At 59.2% G+C, this 24,865-nt stretch carries 20 protein-coding genes and 1 rRNA gene; 11 read left to right on the top strand and 10 right to left on the bottom strand.

Annotation, left to right across the window (positions count from 1 at the left end):
- Window positions 1-147: 147 nt before the first annotated feature.
- Window positions 148-264, bottom strand: a 5S ribosomal RNA gene (gene rrf / locus PKC29_08015).
- 85 nt (window positions 265-349) lie between these two features.
- Between rrf and PKC29_08020 the strand changes: the two genes are divergently transcribed.
- Window positions 350-1,204 carry a phage integrase N-terminal SAM-like domain-containing protein gene (locus PKC29_08020; protein HML95356.1) on the top strand — a complete coding sequence of 285 codons (855 nt, stop codon included), beginning with the start codon at window positions 350-352 and terminating at the stop codon, window positions 1,202-1,204.
- Window positions 1,205-1,247: 43 nt separating this feature from the next.
- Here the strand turns inward: PKC29_08020 and rpoD are convergent, their stop codons facing one another.
- The 6 genes from rpoD to PKC29_08050 all read right to left on the bottom strand — a co-directional run bounded on the left by rpoD (window position 1,248) and on the right by PKC29_08050 (window position 7,548).
- Window positions 1,248-2,867 (bottom strand): RNA polymerase sigma factor RpoD, encoded by a 1,620-nt coding sequence (rpoD, locus tag PKC29_08025; GenBank protein ID HML95357.1) that lies wholly within the window; start codon window positions 2,865-2,867, stop codon window positions 1,248-1,250.
- A gap of 20 nt (window positions 2,868-2,887) precedes the next feature.
- Window positions 2,888-4,642 carry a DNA primase gene (gene dnaG / locus PKC29_08030; protein ID HML95358.1) on the bottom strand — a complete coding sequence of 585 codons (1,755 nt, stop codon included), beginning with the start codon at window positions 4,640-4,642 and terminating at the stop codon, window positions 2,888-2,890.
- Window positions 4,643-4,785: 143 nt separating this feature from the next.
- Window positions 4,786-4,977: a 30S ribosomal protein S21 gene (gene rpsU / locus PKC29_08035; GenBank protein HML95359.1), complete on the bottom strand. Its 192-nt coding sequence runs from the start codon at window positions 4,975-4,977 to the stop codon at window positions 4,786-4,788.
- A 98-nt stretch (window positions 4,978-5,075) separates the two neighbouring features.
- On the bottom strand, window positions 5,076-5,252 hold the full coding sequence (locus PKC29_08040) for a hypothetical protein (protein ID HML95360.1): 177 nt from the start codon (window positions 5,250-5,252) through the stop codon (window positions 5,076-5,078).
- Window positions 5,253-5,300: 48 nt separating this feature from the next.
- Window positions 5,301-6,386, bottom strand: coding sequence for a divergent polysaccharide deacetylase family protein (locus tag PKC29_08045; protein ID HML95361.1), 1,086 nt, complete (start codon window positions 6,384-6,386; stop codon window positions 5,301-5,303).
- A 7-nt stretch (window positions 6,387-6,393) separates the two neighbouring features.
- Window positions 6,394-7,548 (bottom strand): S41 family peptidase, encoded by a 1,155-nt coding sequence (locus PKC29_08050; GenBank protein HML95362.1) that lies wholly within the window; start codon window positions 7,546-7,548, stop codon window positions 6,394-6,396.
- Between the two features lie 231 nt (window positions 7,549-7,779).
- Between PKC29_08050 and PKC29_08055 the strand changes: the two genes are divergently transcribed.
- The 6 genes from PKC29_08055 (at window position 7,780) to PKC29_08080 (ending at window position 13,111) form a co-directional block, all read left to right on the top strand.
- Window positions 7,780-8,004 (top strand): hypothetical protein, encoded by a 225-nt coding sequence (locus PKC29_08055; GenBank protein ID HML95363.1) that lies wholly within the window; start codon window positions 7,780-7,782, stop codon window positions 8,002-8,004.
- An 83-nt stretch (window positions 8,005-8,087) separates the two neighbouring features.
- Complete coding sequence (locus tag PKC29_08060) at window positions 8,088-8,840, top strand: isoprenyl transferase (protein ID HML95364.1); 753 nt, start codon at window positions 8,088-8,090, stop codon at window positions 8,838-8,840.
- On the top strand, window positions 8,837-9,988 hold the full coding sequence (locus tag PKC29_08065; protein ID HML95365.1) for a 1-deoxy-D-xylulose-5-phosphate reductoisomerase: 1,152 nt from the start codon (window positions 8,837-8,839) through the stop codon (window positions 9,986-9,988). The genes PKC29_08060 and PKC29_08065 overlap by 4 nt, the downstream gene beginning before the upstream one ends.
- A gap of 13 nt (window positions 9,989-10,001) precedes the next feature.
- Window positions 10,002-11,594 carry an RIP metalloprotease RseP gene (rseP, locus tag PKC29_08070; protein HML95366.1) on the top strand — a complete coding sequence of 531 codons (1,593 nt, stop codon included), beginning with the start codon at window positions 10,002-10,004 and terminating at the stop codon, window positions 11,592-11,594.
- 83 nt (window positions 11,595-11,677) lie between these two features.
- Window positions 11,678-12,583 (top strand): DUF58 domain-containing protein, encoded by a 906-nt coding sequence (locus PKC29_08075; protein ID HML95367.1) that lies wholly within the window; start codon window positions 11,678-11,680, stop codon window positions 12,581-12,583.
- Window positions 12,584-12,679: 96 nt separating this feature from the next.
- Window positions 12,680-13,111 carry a nuclear transport factor 2 family protein gene (locus tag PKC29_08080; protein HML95368.1) on the top strand — a complete coding sequence of 144 codons (432 nt, stop codon included), beginning with the start codon at window positions 12,680-12,682 and terminating at the stop codon, window positions 13,109-13,111.
- 49 nt (window positions 13,112-13,160) lie between these two features.
- Here the strand turns inward: PKC29_08080 and PKC29_08085 are convergent, their stop codons facing one another.
- Window positions 13,161-13,958, bottom strand: a complete 798-nt coding sequence (locus PKC29_08085) for a phosphoadenylyl-sulfate reductase (GenBank protein HML95369.1) — start codon at window positions 13,956-13,958, stop codon at window positions 13,161-13,163.
- Between the two features lie 533 nt (window positions 13,959-14,491).
- Between PKC29_08085 and PKC29_08090 the strand changes: the two genes are divergently transcribed.
- Window positions 14,492-15,892, top strand: a complete 1,401-nt coding sequence (locus PKC29_08090) for a sigma-54 dependent transcriptional regulator (protein ID HML95370.1) — start codon at window positions 14,492-14,494, stop codon at window positions 15,890-15,892.
- Window positions 15,893-15,911: 19 nt separating this feature from the next.
- Here PKC29_08090 and pyrE read toward each other — a convergent pair whose 3' ends face one another.
- Window positions 15,912-16,457 carry an orotate phosphoribosyltransferase gene (pyrE, locus tag PKC29_08095; GenBank protein ID HML95371.1) on the bottom strand — a complete coding sequence of 182 codons (546 nt, stop codon included), beginning with the start codon at window positions 16,455-16,457 and terminating at the stop codon, window positions 15,912-15,914.
- 58 nt (window positions 16,458-16,515) lie between these two features.
- Window positions 16,516-18,981: a glycogen/starch/alpha-glucan phosphorylase gene (locus PKC29_08100; protein HML95372.1), complete on the bottom strand. Its 2,466-nt coding sequence runs from the start codon at window positions 18,979-18,981 to the stop codon at window positions 16,516-16,518.
- Between the two features lie 164 nt (window positions 18,982-19,145).
- Between PKC29_08100 and glgB the strand changes: the two genes are divergently transcribed.
- Genes glgB through malQ form a run of 3 tightly spaced genes read left to right on the top strand, consistent with a single transcriptional unit; the run spans window position 19,146 to window position 24,817 of the window.
- On the top strand, window positions 19,146-21,059 hold the full coding sequence (gene glgB, locus PKC29_08105) for a 1,4-alpha-glucan branching protein GlgB (protein ID HML95373.1): 1,914 nt from the start codon (window positions 19,146-19,148) through the stop codon (window positions 21,057-21,059).
- A gap of 52 nt (window positions 21,060-21,111) precedes the next feature.
- Window positions 21,112-23,283, top strand: coding sequence for a glycogen debranching protein GlgX (gene glgX / locus PKC29_08110; protein HML95374.1), 2,172 nt, complete (start codon window positions 21,112-21,114; stop codon window positions 23,281-23,283).
- A 34-nt stretch (window positions 23,284-23,317) separates the two neighbouring features.
- Complete coding sequence (gene malQ / locus PKC29_08115; protein ID HML95375.1) at window positions 23,318-24,817, top strand: 4-alpha-glucanotransferase; 1,500 nt, start codon at window positions 23,318-23,320, stop codon at window positions 24,815-24,817.
- The last annotated feature ends 48 nt before the right edge of the window (window positions 24,818-24,865 follow it).

The following is a 24,865-nucleotide window of genomic DNA, read 5'->3' on the forward strand; positions in this document are numbered from 1 at the left end:
GTCCCGTGGGAGCACATCTTCAGGCGAAGATACTACACAAGCGGGTATCACAACTCAAGACCGGCCCGGGGTAATCCCGCCGGCCATATCCGGCCTCGGAATCGTGTATATTTAGCGGAAAGAACTGAAAAGGGCAAAAAAAAAGAACCAAGGCAGCTTCCTACTTTCCCACACTCGATCGAATGCAGTATCATCGGCCTCGAAGAGCTTAACTTCCGGGTTCGGAATGGGACCGGGTGTGACCTCTTCAGTATTACCACCTGGATTCTGGAGTAATAAATTACACTATCCCCGAGGATTGTCAAGGCGGAATTTGAATTAATCCTGCAAAGATGATTTAATCATGTGAATGGAGCGTTTAATCGACGATTTCGTCGCTTCACTCGACAGGAGAGACACCACGAAAGAGACGTACAGAAAGGCGCTCCGCGAGTTTTCCAGGTGGGCCGGCGGCGCCGGGCCCGAGGCGCTCGGCCAGGACGACATACAGCGGTATAAAGACTACATCCTCTCGAAGAACCTCTCCCCGACCTCGATGTCCGCGTACCTTACAGCCGTAAGGAGGTTCTACGACTACCTCGTCTCGAAGGAGATGACGGCCGAGAACCCGGCGAGGAAGGTCAAGGGAGCCGCAAGGCCCGAAAAGCATCTCACCCCCGCCCTCACGCGCGGCGAATTGGAGACGCTCCTCGGCTCCGTCGACGCCTCGTCCCCGCTCGGGAAAAGGGACCTCGCCATCCTGAGCCTCATGGCACTCGCTGGCCTTAGCGAAATCGAGATCGTCCGCGCCGACCTTTGCGACGTGGGCCCCAAAGGCGGCAAGACGGCCATGTACGTCCAGGGGAAGAACAAGGACAAGAAGGACGAGTACATCGTTTTAAACCCTGCAGCCTCCGATGTCCTGAACGCCTACATCGAAGTGCGGGAAGGCCCTTCGGACGGGCCGCTGTTCCGGGGCATAGGCAACCGGGCCTTGGGCGAGAGGATTACGACGCGCGGCGTAAGGGCCCGCGTGAATCACTACCTCGACGTTTCGGGGCTCAGGCGGAAGGGGATCAAGCCCTTGAGCCTCCGGCACACCGCCGCCATGCTGGCCATAGCCGAAGGAGCGACGGTGTCCGACATAAAGCGCATGATGCACCTTAAAACGACGGAATCCGCGCTCGTGTATTTCGACGAGGCGAAAGAGTTTTTAAAGGGATAATTGCGGAAACGAAGCCGTGCCCGCCGCCGTGCGGCGCGGCGGCTTACGCCTTTTCGAGGTAGCTCTTGATGGGATAGACCCTGCCCGCGCGCTTTAGCTTCTTTATGGCCTTCACCTCTATCTGCCTTATCCTCTCGCGGGTAACCTGGAACTCCTGCCCGACCTCTTCGAGCGTGTGCTCCTTCTCGTCGTCGATGCCGAACCTGAGCCTTACGATGCTCTCCTCCCTGGTGTTGAGGACGGACGAGAGCGCGCTGTTTATTATCTCCTTCAGCTCGCTCATCTCGAGCACCTTCACGGGCGACGTCGTGTTCGCGTCCTCGATGAGGTCCACGAGCTTACTGTCCTCCTCGTCCCCTATAGGGGTTTCGAGCGATATCGGGTCCTTCGATATCTTGAGAACGCGGGCCACCTTGTCCGCCGTCATGCCCACCTTGTCCGCGATCTCCTCGGGGAGAGGCTCGCGCCCGAGGTCCTGCACGAGGAGCCTCGACGTCCTTACGATGCGGTTTATGGTCTCCGTCATGTGAACGGGGATTCGGATGATCCTCGACTGGTCTGCCAGCGCCCTCGTTATGGCCTGCCTTATCCACCACGTGGCGTAGGTCGAGAACTTGTATCCCCTGTTGTATTCGAATTTTTCGACGGCGCGCATGAGCCCCATGTTCCCTTCCTGTATGAGGTCGAGGAACGGAAGGCCGCGGTTGATGTAGCGCCTGGCTATGCTGACGACGAGGCGGAGGTTCGACTCGATGAGCTTTCTTCGCGCCCTGTGAGTCATCTGCTCGCCGAGCTCTATCCTCTTGAGCGACTTCCTGAGCGTCGCCGTATCGGTCTCCGACATCTTGAGGAAATCCTCGAGCCTTCCCTTAAGGGCCTTCCGGGCCTTCGTCGCCGCCGCGCCCTTCTGCTTTTCGAGCGAGTCGTGCTCCCTCTGGAGCCTCTCGACACGCTCGATGTACGTGCGCGCGACGGAGAGCATCTTCTCCATCTGCGTCCCCTTGAGGTTAATGTCCTCGAGGTATACGAGCATCCTGTTGTTATTCCTTCGTATCCTGTCCTGGAGCTGCTTCCTGTTCTTTTGAGCGGCCTTTTCGAGCTGGGCCCTGGCCTGCTCGTTGTCCCCGTAAAGCCCGATTATCGCGTTGAGCGAATTCCTTATCCCGAGCTGGACGTCCTCCTCGGCGGCGTTGTCCGCGCCCTCGGAGTCGTCGAGCGAGCTCGTGATGTCGCGTATGCTGAGGCTCCCTTTCTGGAGGTCCTCGCCGAGCCTTATTATCTCCCTCATCATGAGCGTCGAGTTGAGTATAGCCCTCGCGATGACCCTCTTCCCCGTCTCTATCTCCTTCGCGATTTTAATCTCCTCTTCCCGCGTGAGGAGGGAATGGTCCGCTATCTCGTGAAGATAGAACCTTATCAAATCGTATTCGTTGGCGTTTTCGCGCGCTTCGCTCGGTTTGAGCCCGTACTGCGCTTCCCCCTCTTCCTCTTCCGCCTCCGCGTCCTCGTCCTGGTCGAATTCGGCGGAGTCTTCCCCCTCGGGAGAGAAAGCGGCGCTATCGACGTTATCGTCGTCCATGTCTTCTATGTCGAGCGCCTGGCCGGAAAGGCTGTCGTCGTCGATCATCTCGATCTGGAAATCCTTCTTTTTCTTGTTTCGCATCGGGCTCTCCTACCTTCCGGTTATTTTAACTTTCTCAGCTCGCTGTACTCTTTAAGAATCTCCTTCTCCAGCTCGGAATCCTTGTTCCTTACGGCCTCGTCGATCCTGAGCCTGAGAAGCTTGAGCCTGTCGTCGAGCTTTCTTTGTTTCACCTTTTTAATGCACCTTTCGATCGTCCTGCCCGCGGTTTCCCTGTCGGAAATGCCGGGAGAAGAAAAGAGCGCCTCCGTGATGATCGCCTGCGCCGGGCTGCCCTGGAATACCTGGAGAAGCGCCGACGCGTCGAGCACGTCACGCACCAGCATCTCTTCGAGAACGGCCCTGATATCGGGGTTGGTTACGTCGCCCGCCACGCCCCCGGCGCGCGCAATTTCGGAGAGCTCGGGGAATTTCAGAAGCACGGCGAGAAGCGTCTTCTCGCTATTGCCGGCAACTGCATGGGATGCTCCGGACGTGCTCACAGCGCTCGCGACCTGGGCCGCCCTGCCCCTGCCGAATCTCATGAGAGACATCACCTCGTTTTCCCTGACTCCGAGCTTTTCCGCCGCCCTCCTCGCGTATCCGTTCTTCGCTATGGGGTCGTTCACCTTCGTCAGGACGTCGGCGATTTCCTTTACGCTCCGGTTAAGCGTAATCGCCCCCGACCTGTACTCCCTCACCGTATTGTCAATGTAAAAATCCAGAAGCCCGAGGGCGTTCTCTATCAGCGAAAGGAGCGCGTCCCTGCCCCTTTTCGAGATGAACGAATCCGGGTCCTCGCCCTCGGGGAGTATGACGACGTTCGGCAGGAGCCCCTCTTCGAGGAAGACGTCCAGCGACCTTACGGCCGCCTTTATGCCCGATTCGTCTCCGTCGAAGATTACGACGTACCTGTCGGTGTAGCGCTTCAGCACACCCACATGGCCCCTCGTAAGCGCCGTCCCCAGCGTCGCGACGACGTTCCCGACGCCGGACGCATACACCGAGAGAAAATCCATATACCCCTCGACGATAATCGCCCGCCGCGAGCGCCTTATGTGGTCCCGCGACTTGTCGAGCCCGTAGAAGCTGCTCCGCTTGTGATAGATCTCGGATTCCGGCGAGTTTATGTACTTGGGCTCGCCCTCGCCGTCTATTATCCTTCCGCCGAACCCTATGACCTTGCCGTCCACGTTCACTATGGGGAACATAAGCCGTCCCCTGAACCTGTCGTAGTGGCCGTCGCCGCTATTCCGCCGTACGAGGAGACCGACCCTTTCGGCAAGCCCGAGCGGCGCCTTGTGCTTCGCTAGAAACTTGGCCAAGTTGTCCCACCCCTCGGGCGCGTAGCCGAGGCCGAATTCCGTCGCCACGTCGCGCGGAATGCCCCTCTTTTCGAGGTATTCGAGGGCGGGCTTCCCTTTGGCGCTCTCGAGCGTCTTTTGATAATATTTCGATACGATGGAATTGATTTTGAAGAGTGCTCCGGCTGCACTCGAGCCCCTGGCCCTGGGCGCCGTCTTTTCTATCGGGATGTTCGCCCTCTTCGCAAGCTCCTGGAGGGCTTCGGGGAATGTCGTGTTGTTATACCTCATATAGAACCCAAGGATATCTCCCCCCGCCCCGCAGCTAAAACAATGAAAGAGTCCTTTTTCCTCGTCTATATGCATGGACGGGTTACGGTCGTCATGAAACGGACAGAGCCCCACATAACCTCTTCCGGTTTTTTTAACGGATGTGTAGCTCTCAATGAGGTCTATAATGCTTAACCTCCTCTTTATCTCGTTAACAAGGCCGTCATCGTTAAAATTTGCCATTTAAGCGGACTTCTAATTTTAACGTGGAAATAGGACTATAGCAGGAATACGCATGAGACCGTGTCCCATGGATCGCCGAGTACAAAGTAGTGTCCCCCTACCAGTATTAGTGCGAGTACGTCTATATGTATATATGAATAAGGCTAGCTTCTTCTCGAGCGCTTGATGACACGTTTTTTCGCGGCAAAAAGCTTCTTCTTTTTTCTTTCGCTGGGCTTTTCGTAATACTCTCTTCTTCTTACCTCAGACAGTACACCTCCTTTCTCGACTTGTTTCTTGAATCTCTTAAGCGCGCTGTCTATGCTTTCGTTATTTCCGACCACAATTCCTGGCATTAACACTCCTCCCGGTTTCTATACATCATCTAGAAAAAATTAAATTAATACGGCTGAATTGTCAAGGCCGTGCGCCCCGCATCGAGGGGGCCGCGGCTTCACTTGTCATTGGGCTTTTTGGGAGAAAAGACCCCGACTTTTCTCCGGTTCTCCAGAATCCGCTTTTCCTCCGCCTCGGGATCGTCTTCGCACGCACTGTCGTCGAAATCCCTGTGCTCTTCGAATCTCTTCGTCCACGAGTCGCGCCTGTTCCTGACTTCGTCTATAAGTCCCATTAACTTCAGCCTCCGTTTTTTAAAGTATACTCTACCCGGGGGAAATTCCTACCTCTCGCTGACCTCTTTCCGTCTCGAAACCACGTCCGAAGCGTTCGACATCTCGACCTCCTTTTCGAGGACGGGCATGTACTCGGTAAGCGCCTCGATGGTCGCGCCGTAGGGGTGGCAGATACCTACGGCGTGTCCGTTTTTCTCCGATATTTTTACCAGCCTGTCGAGCTGGGATTTAACGTAATCCGGCCCCTTCGACGAAAGGTCCAAAAACACGTCCCTCTTCACCGTCCTCATGCCCATGTGCGCCGCCTTTTTATACCCTACGCTCCTAGGCGTCGTCAGGCTGTCCACGAAATAAAGCCCCCTGGAGTTTATCCTTTCGAGGACGAGCTCCATGAGCTCGTCGTTCTCCATGAACTTGGACCCCATGTGGTTGTTCACCCCTTCGATGTTGGGGAACGATGCCAGGTTCTTGTCGAGCTGCGCCAGTATGGCCTCCTTCGACTGCCCCACGAGGAGCGCGTCCTCGCCCGCGTCCTGCCCCGTATAGCCCGAGGACTCCATCGGCTCCATCGGCAGGTGGAGTATCACGTCCCAGCCCCGGGCGTGCGCCTTTTCGGCGGCGTATTTCGAATAGGGGAGGTTCGGCAGTATTGCGAACGTGAGCGGCCCTTCGAGCTTTAGCAGCCTGTCTATCGGCTCCTTGTGCTGGCCGATGTCGTCCACGATAATGGCCACCCGGGGCCTGATCCCGCCGTCGTGAACGGCCTTCTTATCCCTGGATTCGGCTTTCTTTTCGCCCCCGGGTTCGGGCCCGGCAGTCGGCACGGGGGCTTCGGCCTTTACGGCCCCAGGCTTTTCGCCGGGTTTCTTCGGGGGCTTCGTGGCCTCTTCGGCGGGTTTTTTACGGGCTTCTTTTACAGGCTGCTTTACCGGGGACTTTTTAACAGGCTCCGTCCGCGCCGTCCCCGGCGCCTGCCCGGCCGGCCTGTCGCCCGATACGTAAAGGGCGTAGAGCCCGAGTGCGACCGCGGCTATCAGAACCAGCGAAAGGGCGAATATCCTTCCGGGGGAGCCGCCCCCCCTTTTGTATCTTCTCCGCGGCCTTCTCCCGCCGCCCTTTCGTGATTTCGCCAAGGCGCCCCTAACCCCTCGTCCCCGCTTTCACGGCCTGCGGGTTCTTGAGGATATTTACCGCGCTTTCGAGCTGCTTGTCCCCCTGGTCCTGATCGGTAACCTCGACGGTTATGTCCGGCGTGACGCCGACCTTGTTGATGGACCTTCCGCTGGGCGCGTAGAATTTCGCGGTGGTGAGCTTGAGCCCCGAGCCGTCTTCGAGCTTTATTATCGTCTGGACCGAGCCCTTCCCGAACGTCTTGGTTCCCAGTATCGTAGCCCTCCGGCTGTCCTGGAGCGCTTCGGCCACGACCTCCGACGCGCTCGCGCTGCCTTCGTTCACGATTACGACGATCGGGAACTTCTGGAACGTCCCCTTCTTCGTCGCGTAATACTCGCGCGTCTGGTCGGCCGCCCTTCCCCTGACGCTCACGATAAGCCCGTTGTCTATGAATTCGTCGACGACGTCTATGGCCTCGGCCAGAAGCCCGCCCGGGTTATTCCTGAGGTCGAGGACGAGCCCGTTAAGCGGCTTTCCGTTCTCGGCTTCGAGCCGCTCTATCGCCGTCCGGAGCTCCTGCGCGGTGTGGTCCTGGAACTGCGTAACCCTTATATATCCAATGTTGTTGTCGAGGAGCTCGGGTTTTACGCTCTTTACGACTACCTTGTCCCTTACGAGCGTAACGTCCCTCGGCGACTCCTCGCCCTCTCTTTTAATCGTGATCTTGACGGGGGTTCCCTTCGGGCCGCGGAGGAGCTTAACGGCCTCCTGGACGACCATCCCTTCCGTTGACTGCCCCTCTATGGCCAGTATCCGGTCGCGGGGCTTTATGCCCGCCCTTTCGGCCGGCGTGCCCTCTATGGGGGCTATCACGGTCAGCACGCCCTCTTCGACCGTGACTTCCATCCCGACCCCGCCGAATTCCCCGGACGTCCCTATTTCGAGCTCGCGGTAGCGCTCCGGGCTGAGGTAAGCCGAATACGGATCGAGGGTCTTCAGCATGCCGTCTATGGCGCTGTTCGTAAGCTCCGTGGAATCGACTTCCTCGACGTAGTTCCTCTCCACGAGGTCCAGCACGCGAGTAAAGTTGGAGAGCCCCTGGTACGTGGCGTCGTCGGCCGCCGCCCCGACGGCAAATGACAGTAAAAGCAAAAGAACTAACGAGATTCTTTTTATCTTCACCTAAGTTCACCCCTTCATTAGAGATTAACCAAACATGAAACCAGTATCAAATCATATTTGAGCGCCGTCCGCCGCGTATGGGCCCCGGCCCACGGCGCGCCGCCCGAACGCCCCCGGGCAGCCAGTCGTCCGCGCCATTCCGGGCCCTCCGGGCCCCTCCCGAAGCGGAGCGCTTCCGGGCAGGTTGTAAGGAGGCGGCGAATCGTATAAATTTAATCCGGGCGAACGCATATGATAGATATGATATATACGGTTCTCAGCAGATTCATCAAAAGCTACACCTCCGTCGTGCTACAGCTCGCAAGGCACTGGCCGCTCCCGCTCAGGGTGCTGTTCGTGCCGCTATCGTTTTACTTCTACTGCCTTACGTTCCTCGTGGTATCGACGGTGATGCTCATAGTGATTTTCATCGCGTGCCCCCTCTCCTACGCCTCGAAGCTGCTGTTTAACCAGTAGCGCCGCGGCGGTCCCCCCGGGTCCTTTCCGGAGGCCCCATATATCGCTTTTTTAATAAACGTGAGGTGTTATAATTTATGCCAATGAAGGGGAAACTCGAATCGTCTATACTCCCGGAAAAGCTCCCCGGCCACATAGCCATTATCATGGACGGGAACGGCAGGTGGGCGAAGGTCAAGAACCTCGACCGTATCAGCGGCCACAGGGAGGGGATGAAATCGGTCCGCTCCGTCGTAAGGGCGGCGCGCGACATCGGAATCAAATACATAACCCTCTACGCCTTCTCGGCCCAGAACTGGCAGAGGCCCGAAATAGAGGTAAACGCCCTGATGGAGCTCCTCAAGCACTACCTCTCTACGGAGAGCGGCAAGCTCGTCGAAAACGGCATCAGGCTGAACGCGATAGGGAGGCTCCACGAGCTTCCCGGGGACGTTCTCGCCGCGCTCGACGACACGATGGAAAAGACCGGGCACTGCCGCGATATGACGCTGACGCTCGCATTGAGCTACGGCGGGAGGGAAGAGATAATCGACGCCGTTAAGCGCGTGGTATCGGACGGCATAGTGTCCCCGGAAGACCTTACCACCGCGAACTTTTCGTCCTGCCTGTACACGGCCAACCTGCCCGAGCCCGACCTCCTCATACGCACGAGCGGCGAGATGAGGATATCCAACTTCATGCTCTGGCAGCTCGCCTACACCGAAATCTACGTGACGAAAACCCTCTGGCCCGATTTCCGGAAGGGGCACCTCGTAAAGGCCATACTCAACTACCAGAAACGCGAGAGGAGATTCGGGCTTACCGGGGAGCAGGTGAAGATAAGGGAAGTGATTTGAAGAATATCTCCATACTCGGCTCGACAGGCTCCATAGGACAACAAACCCTTGACGTAGTCTCCCGGCACCCGGACAAATTCCGCGTCGTCGGGCTCACGGCGGGTGAAAACATCGGGCTCCTCGCCGGGCAGATTCGGCAATTCAGGCCCGAGGCGGTTTCCGTCCGCGACAAATCCCTCGCCGATTCGCTGCGCGGGATGATTCCGGGCGAGAAGACCGAGATACTCCACGGCGAGGAGGGCGCCTGCGCCGTCGCGGGCATGGAAGGGGCCGAGCAGGTCGTCTCGTCCATGGTCGGCGCGTCGGGGCTCCTCCCCACGCTGACGGCCGTAAAGGCCGGGAAGGACGTCGCGCTCGCCAACAAGGAATCCCTCGTCGTCGCGGGCGAGATAATCACGCGCGAGGCCGAGAGGCGCGGCTCCATAATAATCCCCGTGGACAGCGAGCACAGCGCCATATTCCAGGCCCTCGAATGCGGGATACGCTCGCAGGTAAAGCGCATAATACTCACGGCGTCGGGCGGCCCTTTTCTGAACGCTTCGCGCGAAGAGATGGAAAACGTCCCCGTCGAGGTCGCCCTCCGCCACCCTACGTGGAAAATGGGGAGCAAAATCACGATAGATTCCGCTACACTGATGAACAAGGGGTTCGAGGTAATAGAGGCCCGCTGGCTCTTCGGGTTTTCCGCCCGCAGCATTTCGGTGTGGATTCACCCCCAGAGCATCGTCCACTCTATGGTAGAATATATAGACGGCTCACTGATATCGCAGATGAGTAAACCCGATATGAGAATACCAATAGCCTACGCGCTCACCTACCCCGAGCGCATAGAGCTCGACGGCCACGAGGCCACGCCCGGGAGCTTCGGCGAGCTCACGTTCGCCGAGGTGGACCCCGAGAGGTTCCCCTCCATCCCGCTCGCGTTCGACGCGCTCGAAGAGGGCGGCACGATGCCGGCTGTGATGAACGGAGCCAACGAAGTCGCCGTCCGCGAGTTCCTATCGGAGAGGCTCGGCTTTACGGGTATAGTAAATACAGTCGAAAAGGTGATGGGGCTTCACAAAACCCGGCCGGCGGATTCGCTCGAAGCCGTGCTCGAAAGCGACGCCTGGGCGAGGGAAACCGCTCTCGCCATCATCAGAAACTAGGAGAAGACAGCAAATGACCGCGATTATCGCATTTATATTCGTGATTGGAATTCTGGTATTCATACACGAGCTCGGCCACTTCCTCGTCGCAAAGTGGAGCGGCGTCAGGGTCGAAAAATTCTCGCTCGGCTTCGGGAAGAAGCTCTTCGGATTCACGCGCGGCGAGACGGAATATCTCGTCTGCATGCTCCCCTTGGGCGGCTACGTCAAGATGTACGGCGAGGGCTCGGAGGGCAATTTCATAGTGGACAGGGTCGACCCGGGATCGGACGCCGAAAAGGCGGGCTTCCGGGGCGGCGACAGGATAGTCGAGATAGACGGCATAGAGCAGAAATCCTTCGAGAGATGGAAGTCCCTCGAAGCCGTCCTCGAAAAAGAACCCGAAAGGGAATTTCACTTCACCGTCGAAAGGGACGACAGGAAGGTAGAAATAAGCGCGGCTCCCCACAGCCTCCCCGCCAGGACGTATTCCGAAAAGGAATACCCGAGGGGCTTCTCGAACCAGCCGATTCTGAACAGGCTCCTTATAGTCGTGGCCGGGCCGTTCATGAACTTCCTCCTGCCGTTCATATTCCTTCCGATAGTGTTCATGATAGGCATCACGGTCCCGGCGTACCTCGAACAGTCGCCGGTCATAGGATTCGTCGCACCGAATTCTCCGGCGGCCGAGGCGGGATTTCAGAAGGGCGACAAGATAGTCGAGATAGAGGGCTCCGGGGTCTCGAACTGGAAGGACGTCAACATCGAGCTCCAGACGAACCCCGACGCCATGCTGAATATCACGGTGGACAGGGACGGCTCGCTCGAAACGATCCCGGTAAAGGCCGTCGCCTCGCCCGAGGGCATAGTGGCCATAGGCTTCGGCGAGCCGATAAAGGCCCGGGTCGGGAAGGTAATCCCCGGCACTCCCGCCGACCAGGCGCATCTTGAAAAGGGCGACAGGATACTCGCCATCGACGGCGCCCCCGTCGCCGACTGGGAGCAGATGTCGGCCGTAATCAAGGAGCACGCCGGGAAGGAGATATCCCTCCTCATCGACAGGAACGGAAACGAGATAACACAGAATATAATCCCCGAAACCTCGCCCGAAACGGGCAAGGGCGCCATAGGTATCTCCCCCTACCAGGACGAGATAGTAAAGAAGTACGGATTCTTCGACGCCATAGTGAACGGCGTCAAAGAGGCGGCCAACATGATAATAGAGGTCGTGACGCTCCTCTTCGGCTTCCTCTACAAGCTCGTCACGGGGAAGATAGCCCTCGGCACGGCGGGCAAGAGCCTCGCGGGGCCGATACTCATCGCCAAGGTCTCGGGCTCGGCGGCGGAAACGGGAATAGCGCAGCTACTCCAGTTCACATGCTTCATCAGCATCAACCTCGCGGTGATAAACCTCTTCCCGATACCGATGCTCGACGGCGGGCACGTTCTCTACCTCGCAATCGAGTCCATAAAGAGAAAGCCCCTCAGCCAGAGGTCGCTCGAAATCAGCCAGAGGATCGGGCTCACCCTCCTCATCTTCATCATGTTCCTCGCCATCTACAACGACATTTCGAGGGTGAAGGGCGACATCGTGAATTCCGTAAACAAGATATTCCAGACAGAATAGAAAGCCCCGTCCGCCCGCCGGGGATATATACTTATCCCCGGCGGGACCGGAAGATGTAAACTCCCCGCACGAAGTTTTACGCCATGAAGATATTCAGCCTCGGTAAGGACAACTGGGCCCGCACGAGCCCGACGAAAGAAGGCGCGGCGTTCCTCGCGATAAGCCTCTTCGTCGGCTTTGCCGCGATCAACACGGGCAACAACCTCCTTTATCTCACCTTCGGCATAATGATGAGCTTCGTCGTCGCCTCGGGGATACTGTCGATGATAGACCTATCCCGTATGGAGGTATCGATGAAGCAGACGGGCGACGTCTTCGCCATGACTCCGGCGCCGCTCAGGATAACCCTCGTCAACAAGAAGAGCCTCCTCCCGTCCTACTCGCTCACCGTCGAGATAGACGACAAGAGCGCCTACGTGCCGCACATCCCCGCCGGGACATCCCGCACAGTAACACTGAACCACCTTTTTACCGGAAGGGGCTACAACGCACCCCCTCCGGCTAGGGTATCGACCAGGTTCCCCTTCGGCTTCTTTAAAAAGTGGATAAAGGCCGACCTTGGCGGCGAAAAGATACTCGTCTACCCGAAGATAGAAAACGTCGACCCCGGCTCCGGGGGGTTCAGGGAAAAATACGGAGAAAGGGAGGTCGAGAAATCCGGCGTCGGCGACGACCTCAGGTCGATAAAGGAATTTGCCGAGGGCGACAACCCGAGGCTCATCCACTGGAAGACGACCGCGCGGACAGGGAAGCTCATGGTGAAGGAAATGGAAGACAACGAGTCGCCCGGCGCAGTGATAAAGTTCGACCCCGAAACCGACGAGCGGAGGCTGGAGCACCAGATAAGCCGCCTCGCATCCCTCGTAGTCGAGCTCCTGAAGAGGGGGTTCGAGGTCGAATTCATCGCCCCCGACAGGACATTCTCGCAGGCCCGTATCGGCAGGTCCCCGCGCCCCGTCCTGGCGTACCTGGCCCTCTTCGGCAAATAAAGCCCGCCGCACCAAAGACCGCGCACTGCCCCGCCCGTGCGTACATGACGGGAAGAAAAACCGGCCGAATTCAGGTATATATATAGATTTACTCAGATGCCCGAAGACACGGAAAAGGACAGGATACTCGAAGCCAACATGAGGTTCTACGAGGCCCTCGGCAAGCGCGACCTCGCCCTCATGAAGGCCGCGTTCGTCAGGGACGAGAGGGCGGGCTGCACGCACCCTGGATGGATGATGCTCCGCGGCTGGGAAGCCATAATGCAGAGCTGGGAGAACATCTTCGACCCCGAGGACAGACTCCGCATAAGGCTCCACAACGTAACGGTGGACGTCGCCGGCGACGCCGCATGCGTCACGTGCATCCAGGAGCTGACGTACATACGCCGCGAACCCGTCACGATGAACGTCTCCGTCTCGACGAATATATTCGAGAAGACGGAATCCGGCTGGCTCATGGTGATTCACCACGCCTCGCCCGTGCCCTTCGTGAACGAGAAGAGCTCCCCCGGCAGGAATATCCAATAGGGAATGCCCGGCTCGGACTCTTCACATCCGAGAGTGCGCCCGCCGTCCTTTAATTTGTCTTCGGATTCCCGGCCGCGCCGGGTTTGGAAACATCTCGGGAATTATCGTTATCGTCGTGGCTGAAGTGAAGGCCGCATTCCTTGTCGGAGCCCGACTCCCACCACCACCTTCCGGCCCGCTCGTCCTCGCCCGGCTTTACGGCCCGCGTGCACGGGGCGCACCCTATGCTCGGATACCCCATGTCGTGGAGCTTGTTGTAGGGGACCCTGTTCTTCCGGATGTAATCCCATACCTCTTCGTTCGTCCAGTCTACGAGGGGGTTAATCTTGAGTATTCCGCCGTTCTGCTCGTCTATCTCGAACCTCTCGGCCCCGGCCCTGCTCTCGGTCTGGTCGCGCCTGATGGAGGTTATCCACGCGTCGAGCCCCGCGAGGTACTTACGGAGCGGCCTTACCTTCCTTATCTCGCAGCAGAGTATCCGGTTCGGCTTCCCGCTGTAAAAGAGATTAGGCCCCTTCTCCCTCACCATGTCCTCGACTTCCTTCGCGTCCGGGAAAAGCGCCTCCACCCTGGCGCCGTACCTCTTCCTCACCTCGTCCATCACGTCGTAGGTCTCCTGGTTCAGCCGCCCCGTGTCGAGCGTGAATATCCTCGCGTCGCGGCTTATATCCATGATCATGTCTATAAGCACCATGCCCTGCACCTGGAAGCTCGTGGCAAGGGCAACCCTTGGATGGAGGTTATCCACGGCCCACTTGAGGACCTCTCTCGCGCCCCTGCCCTCGAATTCGAGGTTAAGGGCCGCCGCCTCTTCCTTCCCGAAGCCCCTTTTCGGAGCCGCTTCTATCTCCTGGCTGCTGCTGGCAGTTGTTGAAATGCCGATTGCCGTCTACCTCCCTGGAAACGCTGTCAACCGTCTTATTATATATCGAAAAATTTTCTCTGCCGTGTCCGATCACACCGGCGTCCGCGCCCCGATTCCCGGTGCCGATACCGCCGGATTCTCCGAATCCGGCGGGCCCTCCCGGCCCTTCAGCCCCGAAAACCCTAGTATACCCGAAGCAGGCCCGGGGGTAAGCGCCCTGCCGGGCGTCCCGTCACTAAAGTTATGATAAATATATACCGCGCCGCGATTCATTTCTCCATGGAACCCCCGCGCCTCTTTTTCCCGGATTCGGGCCGGGAAAGCGCACGATTTCATGGAAGCCGCCTCTCACACACGAGAAATGGTTACAGAATAATTTGGCAATTTGGGGGCCACTTGCAATATCGAGTAATTTCAGCCTGTTGCATCAGTCGGGGCTCCGCTTCCTTGATTACATCATTACCAACCCGTATATTTTTGTTACAATAAATTAAATCCAGGAACAGCACCCGCACATGACAGGAAGAATTGGAATTCTCACCGAAGACCCGAGCCTCCCGGGCGAAATAGAGAGCGCGATCGATTTCGAGAAACCGGCCGTTTTCTCCAGGGCCGAAGACGTAAAAGATACCGACGTCCTCATACTCGACGCCGACACCTCGGGCATATCCAACCTTTCCGCGCTCAAGGACGACCACTTCGTCATCGTCGTCACGAACCAGCGCGGCACGAGATACCTCATAGAATCCATGACGTTCGGCGCGTTCGACTGCATATTCAGGCCGTTCGACGATTCCGGGCTCGAAGACTCCATAAAGCGGGCGCTAGGCATAAGCGCCGAGCTCGACGAGAGCCTGACGAACTTTCACGCGAGCGTCGAGGGGGCGTCGAGCGTAACCTGCGCCATAGTGGGCGACTCGCCCATGCTCCAGGAAGTCTGCAAGCTCATAGGCCAGGTCGGGAGGGTGGACGTCCCCGTCCTCATCACGGGCGAGAGCGGCACCGGCAAGGAGCTCGTCGCCGAATCGGTGTGGAAGGTCAGCACCAGGTGGGAAAAGCCGTTCGTCATACTAAACTGCGCCGCGATACCCGAGGCACTCCTCGAGGCCGAGCTCTTCGGGTACGAAAAGGGCGCGTTCACCGGCGCAAGCTCATCCCGCACCGGGAAGTTCGAGGAGGCCGACGGGGGAACGATCTTTCTCGACGAGCTCGGCGACATGCCGCTCTCGCTCCAGGCCAAGGTGCTCCGCGTCCTCCAGAGCGGGACGTTCCACAGGCTCGGCTCGAACAGGGAGATTTCGGTGGACGTCAGGATAATCTCGGCTACGAACAAGAACCTCGACAAGATGGTCAAGGAAGGGAAGTTCAGGGAAGACCTCTTCTTCCGTATAAACGTCGTCCGCATACACCTCCCCGCGCTCAGGGAAAGAAGGCGGGACATCCCGCTCCTTTACGAGTGCTTCACCAAGAGACACAGCAGCCAAATAGGGAAGGAGATAAAGGGCGTGAGCTCGAAGTTCCAGAAGATGCTCGTCGAGCACGACTGGCCGGGCAACGTGAGGGAGCTCGAAAACGTCATACGCAAGGCGATAGCCTTCACGAAAACCCCCTACCTCACGTCGTACGACCTCGAGCTCGGCCCGCGAAGGCAGACGTTCGAACCCGTCGTGGGCAACGTCTCGTACCAGGACGCGCTCCGAAGCTCGGTAAAGAACCTCCTCGGCTCCGACGGCAGCGAGGACGTATACGGCAAGATAGTCAGGGAAGCCGAAATAATTCTCCTCGAAGAGGCCCTCCAGGCGAGCGGGTGGAACCGCTCGCAGGCCGCGAGGGTGCTCGGCATCAACAGGCTGACGCTCCGAAGGAAATTAGAGGAATACGGCATCGGCGGCGAGCACGCCGCCGAAAGCGACTAGCCTTCCGCGGGGCCCGCGCTCACAATAGCTCAGAGATCCTGAATATCGAGTAGAGCTCCATTCCCATTTCCCGGAAGATCTCGTCGCCGCCCTCCTCGCGGTCCACTATGACGAGGACTTTTCTCGCCTCTACCCCTATCGACCTGACGGCGTCTACCGCCGTCAGGACGCTCCCGCCCGTCGTAACGACGTCCTCCACGACGGCGGCGACGTCCCCGGATTTGACCCCCCCTTCGACTACCTTCCCCGTCCCGTGCTCCTTCTCCCGCTTCCTCACCAGGAACCCGTTAAGCGGCTTCCCTATCCTGTGGCTCTCGGCTATAAGCGCGCCGACTATCGGGTCGGCCCCCATCGTCGGCCCGCCGACCGCGTTAATGCCAGGGTCCTTCAATATCTCTTCGAGGAATATGCCGGCCACGAGGCTCACCCCTTCGGGGTCGAGAGTCGTAAGGCGCGCGTCGATGTAGTAGCTGCTCTTCTTGCCCGAGGCGAGCGTGAACTCGCCCCTCAGTATCGAATTCCTGGCCAGTATTTCCTTGAGCCTTTCCCTGTTCTTCGTATCCATTGTCCGTTATCCGTGTGCGTGAATTTTGTGCCGGCGCCGAACGCGCCGCGTGTAAATCTCAGTCGCCCTGCGGCTCGAGCCCCCATATGCCGCCCGCGTATTCCGATATAGTCCTGTCGCTCGAAAATTTCCCCATTCGTGCGACGTTGAGTATCGCCTTCCGCGCCCATGTGTCCGGCTTCCTGTACTCGGCCCCGGCCAGCTCCTGCGTTTCCCTGTACGACTCGAAGTCCGCGACGTGGAAAAATACGTCCCCGTTCAGGACGAGGTATTCGTAGATCCACTTGAAGAGCCCGGGCTCGTCCCTGCAGAAAACGTCCGACTCGAAGGAATCCATCACCCTCTTCAGGTTCGGGTTCCCGGCGCACATCTGGCTCGGGTTGTAGCCGTGCGTCCGTTTGAGCTCCTTTATCTCCTCCGCCCCGAGGCCGAATATGAAGATATTCTCCTCCCCGACCTCCTCCCTTATCTCTATGTTCGCCCCGTCCATCGTCCCGATCGTCAGCGCGCCGTTGAGCGCGAGCTTCATGTTCCCCGTCCCCGACGCCTCCTTGCCCGCGGTCGATATCTGCTCGCTGAGGTCCGCCGCCGGGATGATCTTTTCGGCGAGCGTCACCCTGTAATCCGGCATGAACACGACCTTTATCCGGTCCTTCACTTTCGGGTCGGCGTTTATGACGGCGGCGACGCTGTTTATGAGCTTTATGATCTGCTTCGCCGCCCAGTACCCAGGGGCGGCCTTCCCCGCGAAGATGTACGTCCTCGGGACGTCGATCTCCTTCCCGTCCTCGACGATGCTGAAGTACTGGTGGATGATGTGCATTATGTTGAGGAGCTGGCGCTTGTACTCGTGGATCCTCTTTATCTGGACGTCGAACAGGCTCCCCGGGTCGACGGCCACCCTCGTCATCCTCTGTATCATTCCGGCGAGCGCCTCCTTGTTCCTCCGCTTGACGCCCATGAAGTCCGCCCGGAATCCCGCGTCGTCCGCGTAGGGCTCGAGCGCCTTCAGCCTGTAGAGGTCCGTAACCCATTCGCCGCCGACGGTGTCGTCTATGAGCCTGGACAGCCCGGGGTTACACAGGCGGAGCCACCTCCTCTGCGTGATGCCGTTCGTCTTGTTGTTGAATTTCTCGGGCCAGAGCTCGTAGAAGTCCGGCACGAGATCGGTCTTTATGAGCTCCGAGTGGAGCTCCGCCACCCCGTTCACCGAATGGCTCCCCACGATGGACAGGTGCGCCATCCTGACCTGCTTAGCGTGCCCCTCTTCGATGAGCGACATTTTCCTTATACGCTCTACCGAGTCCGGCCATTTCTGCTTGATCTTTTTAAGAAACCTGTCGTTTATGCCGTATATGATTTCGAGGTGCCTCGGTATCACGCGCTCCAGGAGCGACACCGGCCATTTCTCCATCGCCTCGGGCAGAAGCGTGTGGTTCGTGAACCCGAACGTCGATTCCGTTATCTGCCACGCCGCGTTCCACTGCATACCGTTCTCGTCGACGAGTATCCTCATGAGCTCGGCGATGGCCAGCGCCGGGTGCGTGTCGTTGAGCTGGATGGCGACCTTGGCCGGAAAGCTGCCGAAACCGGAATGCGAGGCGGTGAAGCGCCTCACGATATCCCTCACGGCGCACGCGACGAGGAAGTACTCCTGCACGACCCTGAGCTCCTTCCCCTGCTCGACCGTATCCGACGGGTAGAGCACCTTCGATATCGTCTCCGACGTCATCTTCTGCTCGACGGCCTTCATATAGTCCCCGCTGTTGAATATCTTCATGTCGAACTCGTTCGACGACCTCGCCGAGTAGAGCCTGAGATAATTCACGGTCCCCGTTCCGTACCCCGCGACCGGCATGTCGTAAGGCACGCCGTAGAGGAACTTCCAGTCCCGCCAGAACGGCCTGTAATTGCCGCTCACGTCCTTTTCTATCTTGACCCGGCCGTATATGGGCACGACGCATATCTCGTCTCCCCTCTCGATGAGCCACGGCGATTCCTCGCCGAGCCAGTGGTCGGGCTGCTCCACCTGGTAGCCGTCCACGACCGTCTGCCTGAATATGCCGTAATCGTAATTTATCCCGTACCCGAATCCCGGGAGCCTGAGCGTCGCTATCGAATCCAGGAAGCACGCGACCAGCCTCCCGAGGCCGCCGTTGCCGAGCGCGGGGTCGCCCTCCGTCTCGGCCAGGTCCGTCAGATCGATGCCGAGGGATTTGAGCGCGTCGGCGCACATGTCGAAGGCGCCCAGGTTGATCAGGTTATTCGCAAGCGCCCTCCCCGTAAGGTATTCGAGCGAGAGAATATACGCCCGCTTGGGGTCGGTCCTGTCGTACTTCTCCGCCGTGTCGAACATCCCGTCTATCAACAGCTCCCTCACGGCGAGCGAAACGGAACGAAAGAGGTCCTCGCTCGAAGCCTGGGACATCCTTTTTCCGAGCGAATACTTCAGGTGATAGAGGATCCTCGTCCTGAAAGCCGAGGAATCCGCCGAATCTTTAAGGTAAGGACTGCGATCGCTCATGTTGCCTCTTTATCCTTCGGGTGCTTGCGGCGGGAATTCAGTCCCGCCAGAGATAACTATACGCTGATTTTGCGGATGCGAACACGGGATTTTTGTTCCGCGCGAACGCTAACAGTGTATAATAAAAATTCGAAATACCAACAAACCGCCCGTACCGGAAGGCCATGTCGGACACACGAAAAACGAACGACGGCAGAAGATTTATAAGCGATTTCGACGTCTATCTTTTCAAACAGGGCGCGCACCGCAAAATGTACGAGAAGCTCGGCTCCCACCTGGTTTCCGTGGACGGGAAAGCGGGCGTCCGTTTCGCCGTCTGGGCCCCCAACGCCGAATACGTCTCCGTCATCGGCAACTGGAACGGCTGGAACCGTGGCGCACATCCCTTGAACCCCAGGTGGGACGAATCCGGCATATGGGAAGGGTTCGTCCCCGGCATCGGCAGGGGCGAGGTATACAAGTACCACGTCTCGTCCCGGGTGAAGGGGTACAGGGTGGACAAGGCCGACCCCTACGCCTTCCGCCAGGAAGCCCCCCCGAAAACGGCCTCGATAGTATGGGAGCCCGGCTACGAATGGGGCGACGGCGACTGGATGAAGACGAGGCGCGATCCGAACTCGCTCTCCTCGCCGCTCTCTATATACGAAGTGCACCTCGGCTCGTGGATGCGCGTCCCCGAAGAGGGCGGCCGGCGGCTCACGTACAGGGAAATCGCCCCCAGGCTCGCCGACTACGTAAAATCGACGGGCTTTACGCACGTCGAGCTCCTCCCCGTGATGGAGCACCCGTTCTACGGATCCTGGGGGTACCAGGTGACGGGATACTTCGCCCCGACCGGCAGGTACGGCGCGCCCGAGGACTTCATGTTCCTCGTCGATACGCTCCACCAAAACGGCATCGGCGTCATACTCGACTGGGTGCCGTCCCACTTCCCGAACGACCAGCACGGGCTCGCCTTTTTCGACGGCACGCACCTCTACGAACACTCCGACCCCAGGAAGGGGTTCCACCCCGACTGGAAGTCCTGCATATTCAACTACGGGCGGAACGAAGTGAAGGTCTTCCTCAATTCGAGCGCCATGCTCTGGCTCGACATGTACCATGCCGACGGGCTCCGGGTCGACGGAGTCGCCTCGATGCTCTACCTGGACTACAGCAGGAAAAAAGGCGAATGGGTGCCCAACGAATACGGCGGCAACGAGAACCTCCCGGCCATAGAGTTCATCAAGAACCTCAACCTCGCCGTCTACTCCGAGCACGGCGACGTCCAGACCATTGCCGAGGAATCGACCTCCTGGCCGATGGTGTCGCGTCCGACCTATCTCGGCGGCCTCGGCTTCGGGATGAAGTGGAACATGGGCTGGATGAACGACACGCTCGGCTATTTCTCGCGCGACCCGGTGCACAGAAAGCACCACCAGAACGCACTCACGTTCAGCATACTCTACGCCTTCACGGAGAACTTCGTCCTACCCCTGTCGCACGACGAGGTCGTCCACGAAAAGGGCTCCCTCATCGGGAGAATGCCCGGCGACGTATGGCAGAAGTTCGCCAACCTCCGCGCGCTCTTCGGATACATGTTCGGCCATCCCGGGAAAAAGCTCCTCTTCATGGGCGACGAAATCGGCCAGTGGAACGAATGGAGCCACGACTCCAGCATCGAGTGGCACCTCCTCGGCTTCCCGCTCCACGGCGGGCTCAAGGCGTGGGTGTCGGACCTCAACAAATTCTACAGGCGCGAGCCCGCGCTCTACGAGATCGACTTCTCTCACGAAGGGTTCGAGTGGGTCGACTTCAGGGACTATAACCAGAGCGTCATAAGCTTCGTCAGGAAGAGCGCGAAGGGCGAAATGGTGCTCGTCGTCTGCAACTTCACGCCCGTCCCGCGAAGCGGCTACGCCCTCGGCGTCCCCCGCGCCGGGAGATGGAACGAGGAGCTGAACAGCGATTCGCACTTCTACGGCGGGAGCGGCGTCGGCAACGGCGGCGGCGCGTGGGCCGAGCCCTCCGGCGATCGCGGCAGCCTCCGGATAGACCTCCCCCCTCTCGGCGTCCTCTTTTTCAAACACGAAGGTTAATGGTATATAATTCCCTCTAATCCCGGGCAGGAGGCGCGGCAGGCGGAAAGATTTGAATAGACACGGCACGTCCCAGGCAAGGCTGAAGACAACGCACGGCTCTCCCCGGCCGCTCGGGGCGACGTGGGACGGGCGCGGCGTCAACTTCGCCGTCTACTCCGAGAACGCCCAGTACATCGAGCTCTGCCTCTACGCCCCCGGCCTCCCCGAAACCGAGACCGGCAGGATAAAGCTCGAATCCAAAACCCATAACGTCCACCACGCCTACGTGCGCGGCCTCGGGCCGGGGCAGCTCTACGGCTACAGGGCATACGGGCCCTACGACCCGCCCTCCGGCCAGCGGTTCAACCCCGCAAAGCTCCTCGTCGATCCCTACGCCAGGGCAATATCCGGGGCGGTCATGCTCGACAGCATACACCACGACCACAAGATATACCGGCGCGCGCACAAGCTCGTCATCGATTCCCGTGACAGCGCCGCCTACATGCCGAAATCGGTCGTCGTGGACGGCTCGTTCGACTGGGGCGGCGACTCGCCTCCCGGGGTGCCGTGGTCCGACACCGTGATATACGAGGCCCACGTGAGGGGGCTCACGATGCTCCACCCCGAAGTGCCCGGGGAGCTCCGGGGGACGTACGCCGGCCTCGCCTCGCCGGACGTGATCTCGCACCTCCGCTCGCTCGGCGTGACGGCCGTCGAGCTCATGCCCGTCCACCACTCAGTCTCCGAGTGCAGGCTCCTCGAAAACGGGCTCGTCAATTACTGGGGCTACAACACCCTCGGCTTCTTCGCGCCCGACATAAGATATTCCCGGGGCTCCGCGGGCGGCGGGCGGCCCGGCGGGCAGGTCAACGAATTCAAGGAAATGGTAAAGGCCCTCCACAAAGAGGGATTCGAGGTGATACTCGACGTCGTCTACAACCACACGTGCGAGGGCGGGAGCGGCGGCCCCACGCTCTCGCTGAGGGGTCTCGACAATAAAACGTACTACCGCCTCGACCCCGGCAAAAATGGGGACTACCTGAACTTCACGGGCACGGGGAATACTATAAACTCGTCCCATCCGGCGGTCGTAAAGCTCATATTCGACAGCCTCAGGTACTGGGCCGAAGAGATGCGCGTGGACGGCTTCCGGCTCGACCTCGCCCCCGTGCTGTTCAGGAACGGAAACGGCTTCGACCGCTCGCACCCGCTCTTTAAGGAAATAGCGGCCGACCCCGTCCTCTCCGGCGTAAAGCTCATAGCCGAGCCCTGGGACCTCGGCCCCGGCGGCTACCAGACGGGCGGCTTCCCCGACCCCTGGTCCGAATGGAACGACAGGTACAGGAACACCGTCAGGCGCTTCTGGCGGAGCGACGAGGGCGTCATCCCGGACATGGCCTACAGGATAAGCGGGTCGAGCGACCTCTACGGCACGAGGGAAAAGGGCTCTTACGCGAGCATAAACTACGTCGCCTCCCACGACGGCTTCACGCTGAGCGACCTCGTCTTGTACGAGCACAAGCACAACGAGGCCAACCTCGAAGACAACGCCGACGGGAACAACGCCAACTACGCCTTTAACTTCGGCGTCGAAGGGCCGTCGGACGACGCCGCGATAATAAAGGAGCGCGAAAAACAGAAGAGGAATTTCCTCGCGACCCTCTTCCTGTCGCAGGGCGTCCCAATGCTGCTCATGGGCGACGAGGCGGGGAGGACGCAGCGGGGAAACAACAACGCCTATTGCCAGGACAACGAAACGTCGTGGATGAGCTGGGGCTTCGACGCCCGCGGCAAAAAGCTCCTCCTTTTCACGAGGTTCCTCGCCGCTCTCAGAAAATCCTACCCCGTCCTCAGGCGCGGCATATTTTTCACCGGGGTCCCGCACGCGATGTTCGGCCACAAGGATCTCTCGTGGTTCCTCCCCGACGCGAGGGAGATGACGGACGCCGACTGGCAGAATCCCCGCCTCCGCTCGATAAGCATCGTGAAGGTCGAAAACACCTTCGAACAGACGGCGAAACCGAAAAAAGCACTCCACGACAACGCCCTCATGCTCCTCCTCAACGCCGAGCCCAACGGGGTCGTTTTCACGGTCCCCGACGGACACATATCGCCCCTGTGGCAGGTGATATTCGACACGAGCCGCGAAAGGCCCGGCGGCAAGACAATCGGCGCCGGAAAGCACTACACCCTCGCGGGAAGGTCTCTCGCACTTTTGAAACCGTCCGCTAAAACCGGATAATAATTCTCTCGGTCCAGGGTTGGCCCGGCGCGTCATGAGAGAAAGAAAAAGCGGCATACTCCTGCACATATCGTCCCTCCCCTCCCCCTTCGGCGTAGGGGACCTCGGCCCCGAAGCGTTTAAATTCGCGGACTTTCTCCGCGATTCGGGCCAGACGTACTGGCAGGTCCTGCCGCTCAATCCGACGGAGCTCCCCTACGGCAACTCCCCCTACAGCGGCCCGTCCTCCTACGCCGGGAACCCGCTCTTCATAAGCCCCGAGAGGCTCGCGGAAGAGGGCCGCCTCGCGCCGGACGCGATAAGGAAGAAACCCCGCTTCGGGCGGAAGAGGGTAAACTACGAAGCCGCGGTCTCGTACAAGTCCGCGCTCCTCAAATCCGCGTTCGAAAACGCCCGCGACGGGCTTCTCGAAGACGCCTCGTTCGCTGAATTCCGCGAACGGAATAAATACTGGCTCGAAGATTACTGTCTCTACACGGTGCTCAAGGAAAAACTGCACTCGGCGACGTGGCGCGATTTCCCGAAAGAGCTCAGGGACAGGGACGAGTCCGCCCTCGCCGAATGGCGCGAGAAAATGCGGGCCGAAACCCTTTACCACGAATTCGTCCAGCACCTCTTCTTCTCGCAGTGGCATGCCCTCGAAGGCCACTGCCGCGAGAGGGGCGTAAAACTCATCGGCGACATACCGTATTACGTCAACTTCGACAGCTCCGAGGTCTGGAGCAGCCCCGGCGCGTTCAAGCTCGACGCCGAAAAGAGGCCGCTCTACGTCTCCGGCGTCCCGCCCGACTATTTCAGCAAGACCGGCCAGCTCTGGGGGAACCCCGTCTACGACTGGAACGAGCTCCGGCGGACGGGATATAAGTGGTGGATGGACAGGATAGGCCACAACCTCTCCCTGTTCGACGTGCTCAGGCTCGACCACTTCAGGGGCTTCGTCGCATACTGGGAAATAGAGGCCGGCGAGAAAACGGCGCTCAACGGTAAATGGGCCGGCGCGGGCGCAGTCCCGTTTTTCGACGCGCTCTTCTCACGTTACGACAAGGGCCGCTTCATCGCCGAGGACCTCGGCGACATAACCCCCGACGTAAGGGAGATAATAAAGCGCTACGACCTGCCCGGGATGAAAATACTCCTCTTCGCGTTCGGCGACGACTTCCCCTACGGCGAGTACCTCCCGTCCGTATTCAAGGAAAACTGCATCGTCTACACCGGCACACACGACAACAACACGGTCCGGGGATGGTGGGAGGACGAGGCCGGGAACAAAGAGAAAAACCGGGTCTTCGAATACCTCGGGAAAAAGATAAGCGCCGGCGAAATAAGCTCCGAATTCATTAAGCTCGCCATGCTCTCCCCGGCGGACATGGCGGTCATACCGATGCAGGACGTGCTCGGGCTCGGGGCCGGGGCCCGCATGAACACCCCTGCCGTCCGGAAGGGCAACTGGGAATGGAGGCTCGAACCCGGATACGCGGGCGGGGAGCTCGCGGACTATATCCTCGGAATCACCCGCGAAAGTAGCAGAAATTGACGGCCGCTTTATTTATTTCTCCGAAAAATGCGTTAATATCATCTAGGG

It is taken from the genome of Thermodesulfobacteriota bacterium, from assembly GCA_035325995.1.
Classification (GTDB): domain Bacteria; phylum Desulfobacterota_D; class UBA1144; order Nemesobacterales; family UBA2774; genus JADLGH01.

Coding starts and splice junctions, on each gene's coding strand:
- PKC29_08020 (HML95356.1), top strand. CDS start 350: ATGGAGCGTTTAATCGACGATTTCGTCGCTTCACTCGACAGGAGAGAC.
- rpoD (HML95357.1), bottom strand. CDS start 2,867: ATGCGAAACAAGAAAAAGAAGGATTTCCAGATCGAGATGATCGACGAC.
- dnaG (HML95358.1), bottom strand. CDS start 4,642: ATGGCAAATTTTAACGATGACGGCCTTGTTAACGAGATAAAGAGGAGG.
- rpsU (HML95359.1), bottom strand. CDS start 4,977: ATGCCAGGAATTGTGGTCGGAAATAACGAAAGCATAGACAGCGCGCTT.
- PKC29_08040 (HML95360.1), bottom strand. CDS start 5,252: ATGGGACTTATAGACGAAGTCAGGAACAGGCGCGACTCGTGGACGAAG.
- PKC29_08055 (HML95363.1), top strand. CDS start 7,780: ATGATAGATATGATATATACGGTTCTCAGCAGATTCATCAAAAGCTAC.
- PKC29_08060 (HML95364.1), top strand. CDS start 8,088: ATGAAGGGGAAACTCGAATCGTCTATACTCCCGGAAAAGCTCCCCGGC.
- rseP (HML95366.1), top strand. CDS start 10,002: ATGACCGCGATTATCGCATTTATATTCGTGATTGGAATTCTGGTATTC.
- PKC29_08075 (HML95367.1), top strand. CDS start 11,678: ATGAAGATATTCAGCCTCGGTAAGGACAACTGGGCCCGCACGAGCCCG.
- PKC29_08080 (HML95368.1), top strand. CDS start 12,680: ATGCCCGAAGACACGGAAAAGGACAGGATACTCGAAGCCAACATGAGG.
- PKC29_08090 (HML95370.1), top strand. CDS start 14,492: ATGACAGGAAGAATTGGAATTCTCACCGAAGACCCGAGCCTCCCGGGC.
- pyrE (HML95371.1), bottom strand. CDS start 16,457: ATGGATACGAAGAACAGGGAAAGGCTCAAGGAAATACTGGCCAGGAAT.
- PKC29_08100 (HML95372.1), bottom strand. CDS start 18,981: ATGAGCGATCGCAGTCCTTACCTTAAAGATTCGGCGGATTCCTCGGCT.
- glgB (HML95373.1), top strand. CDS start 19,146: ATGTCGGACACACGAAAAACGAACGACGGCAGAAGATTTATAAGCGAT.
- malQ (HML95375.1), top strand. CDS start 23,318: ATGAGAGAAAGAAAAAGCGGCATACTCCTGCACATATCGTCCCTCCCC.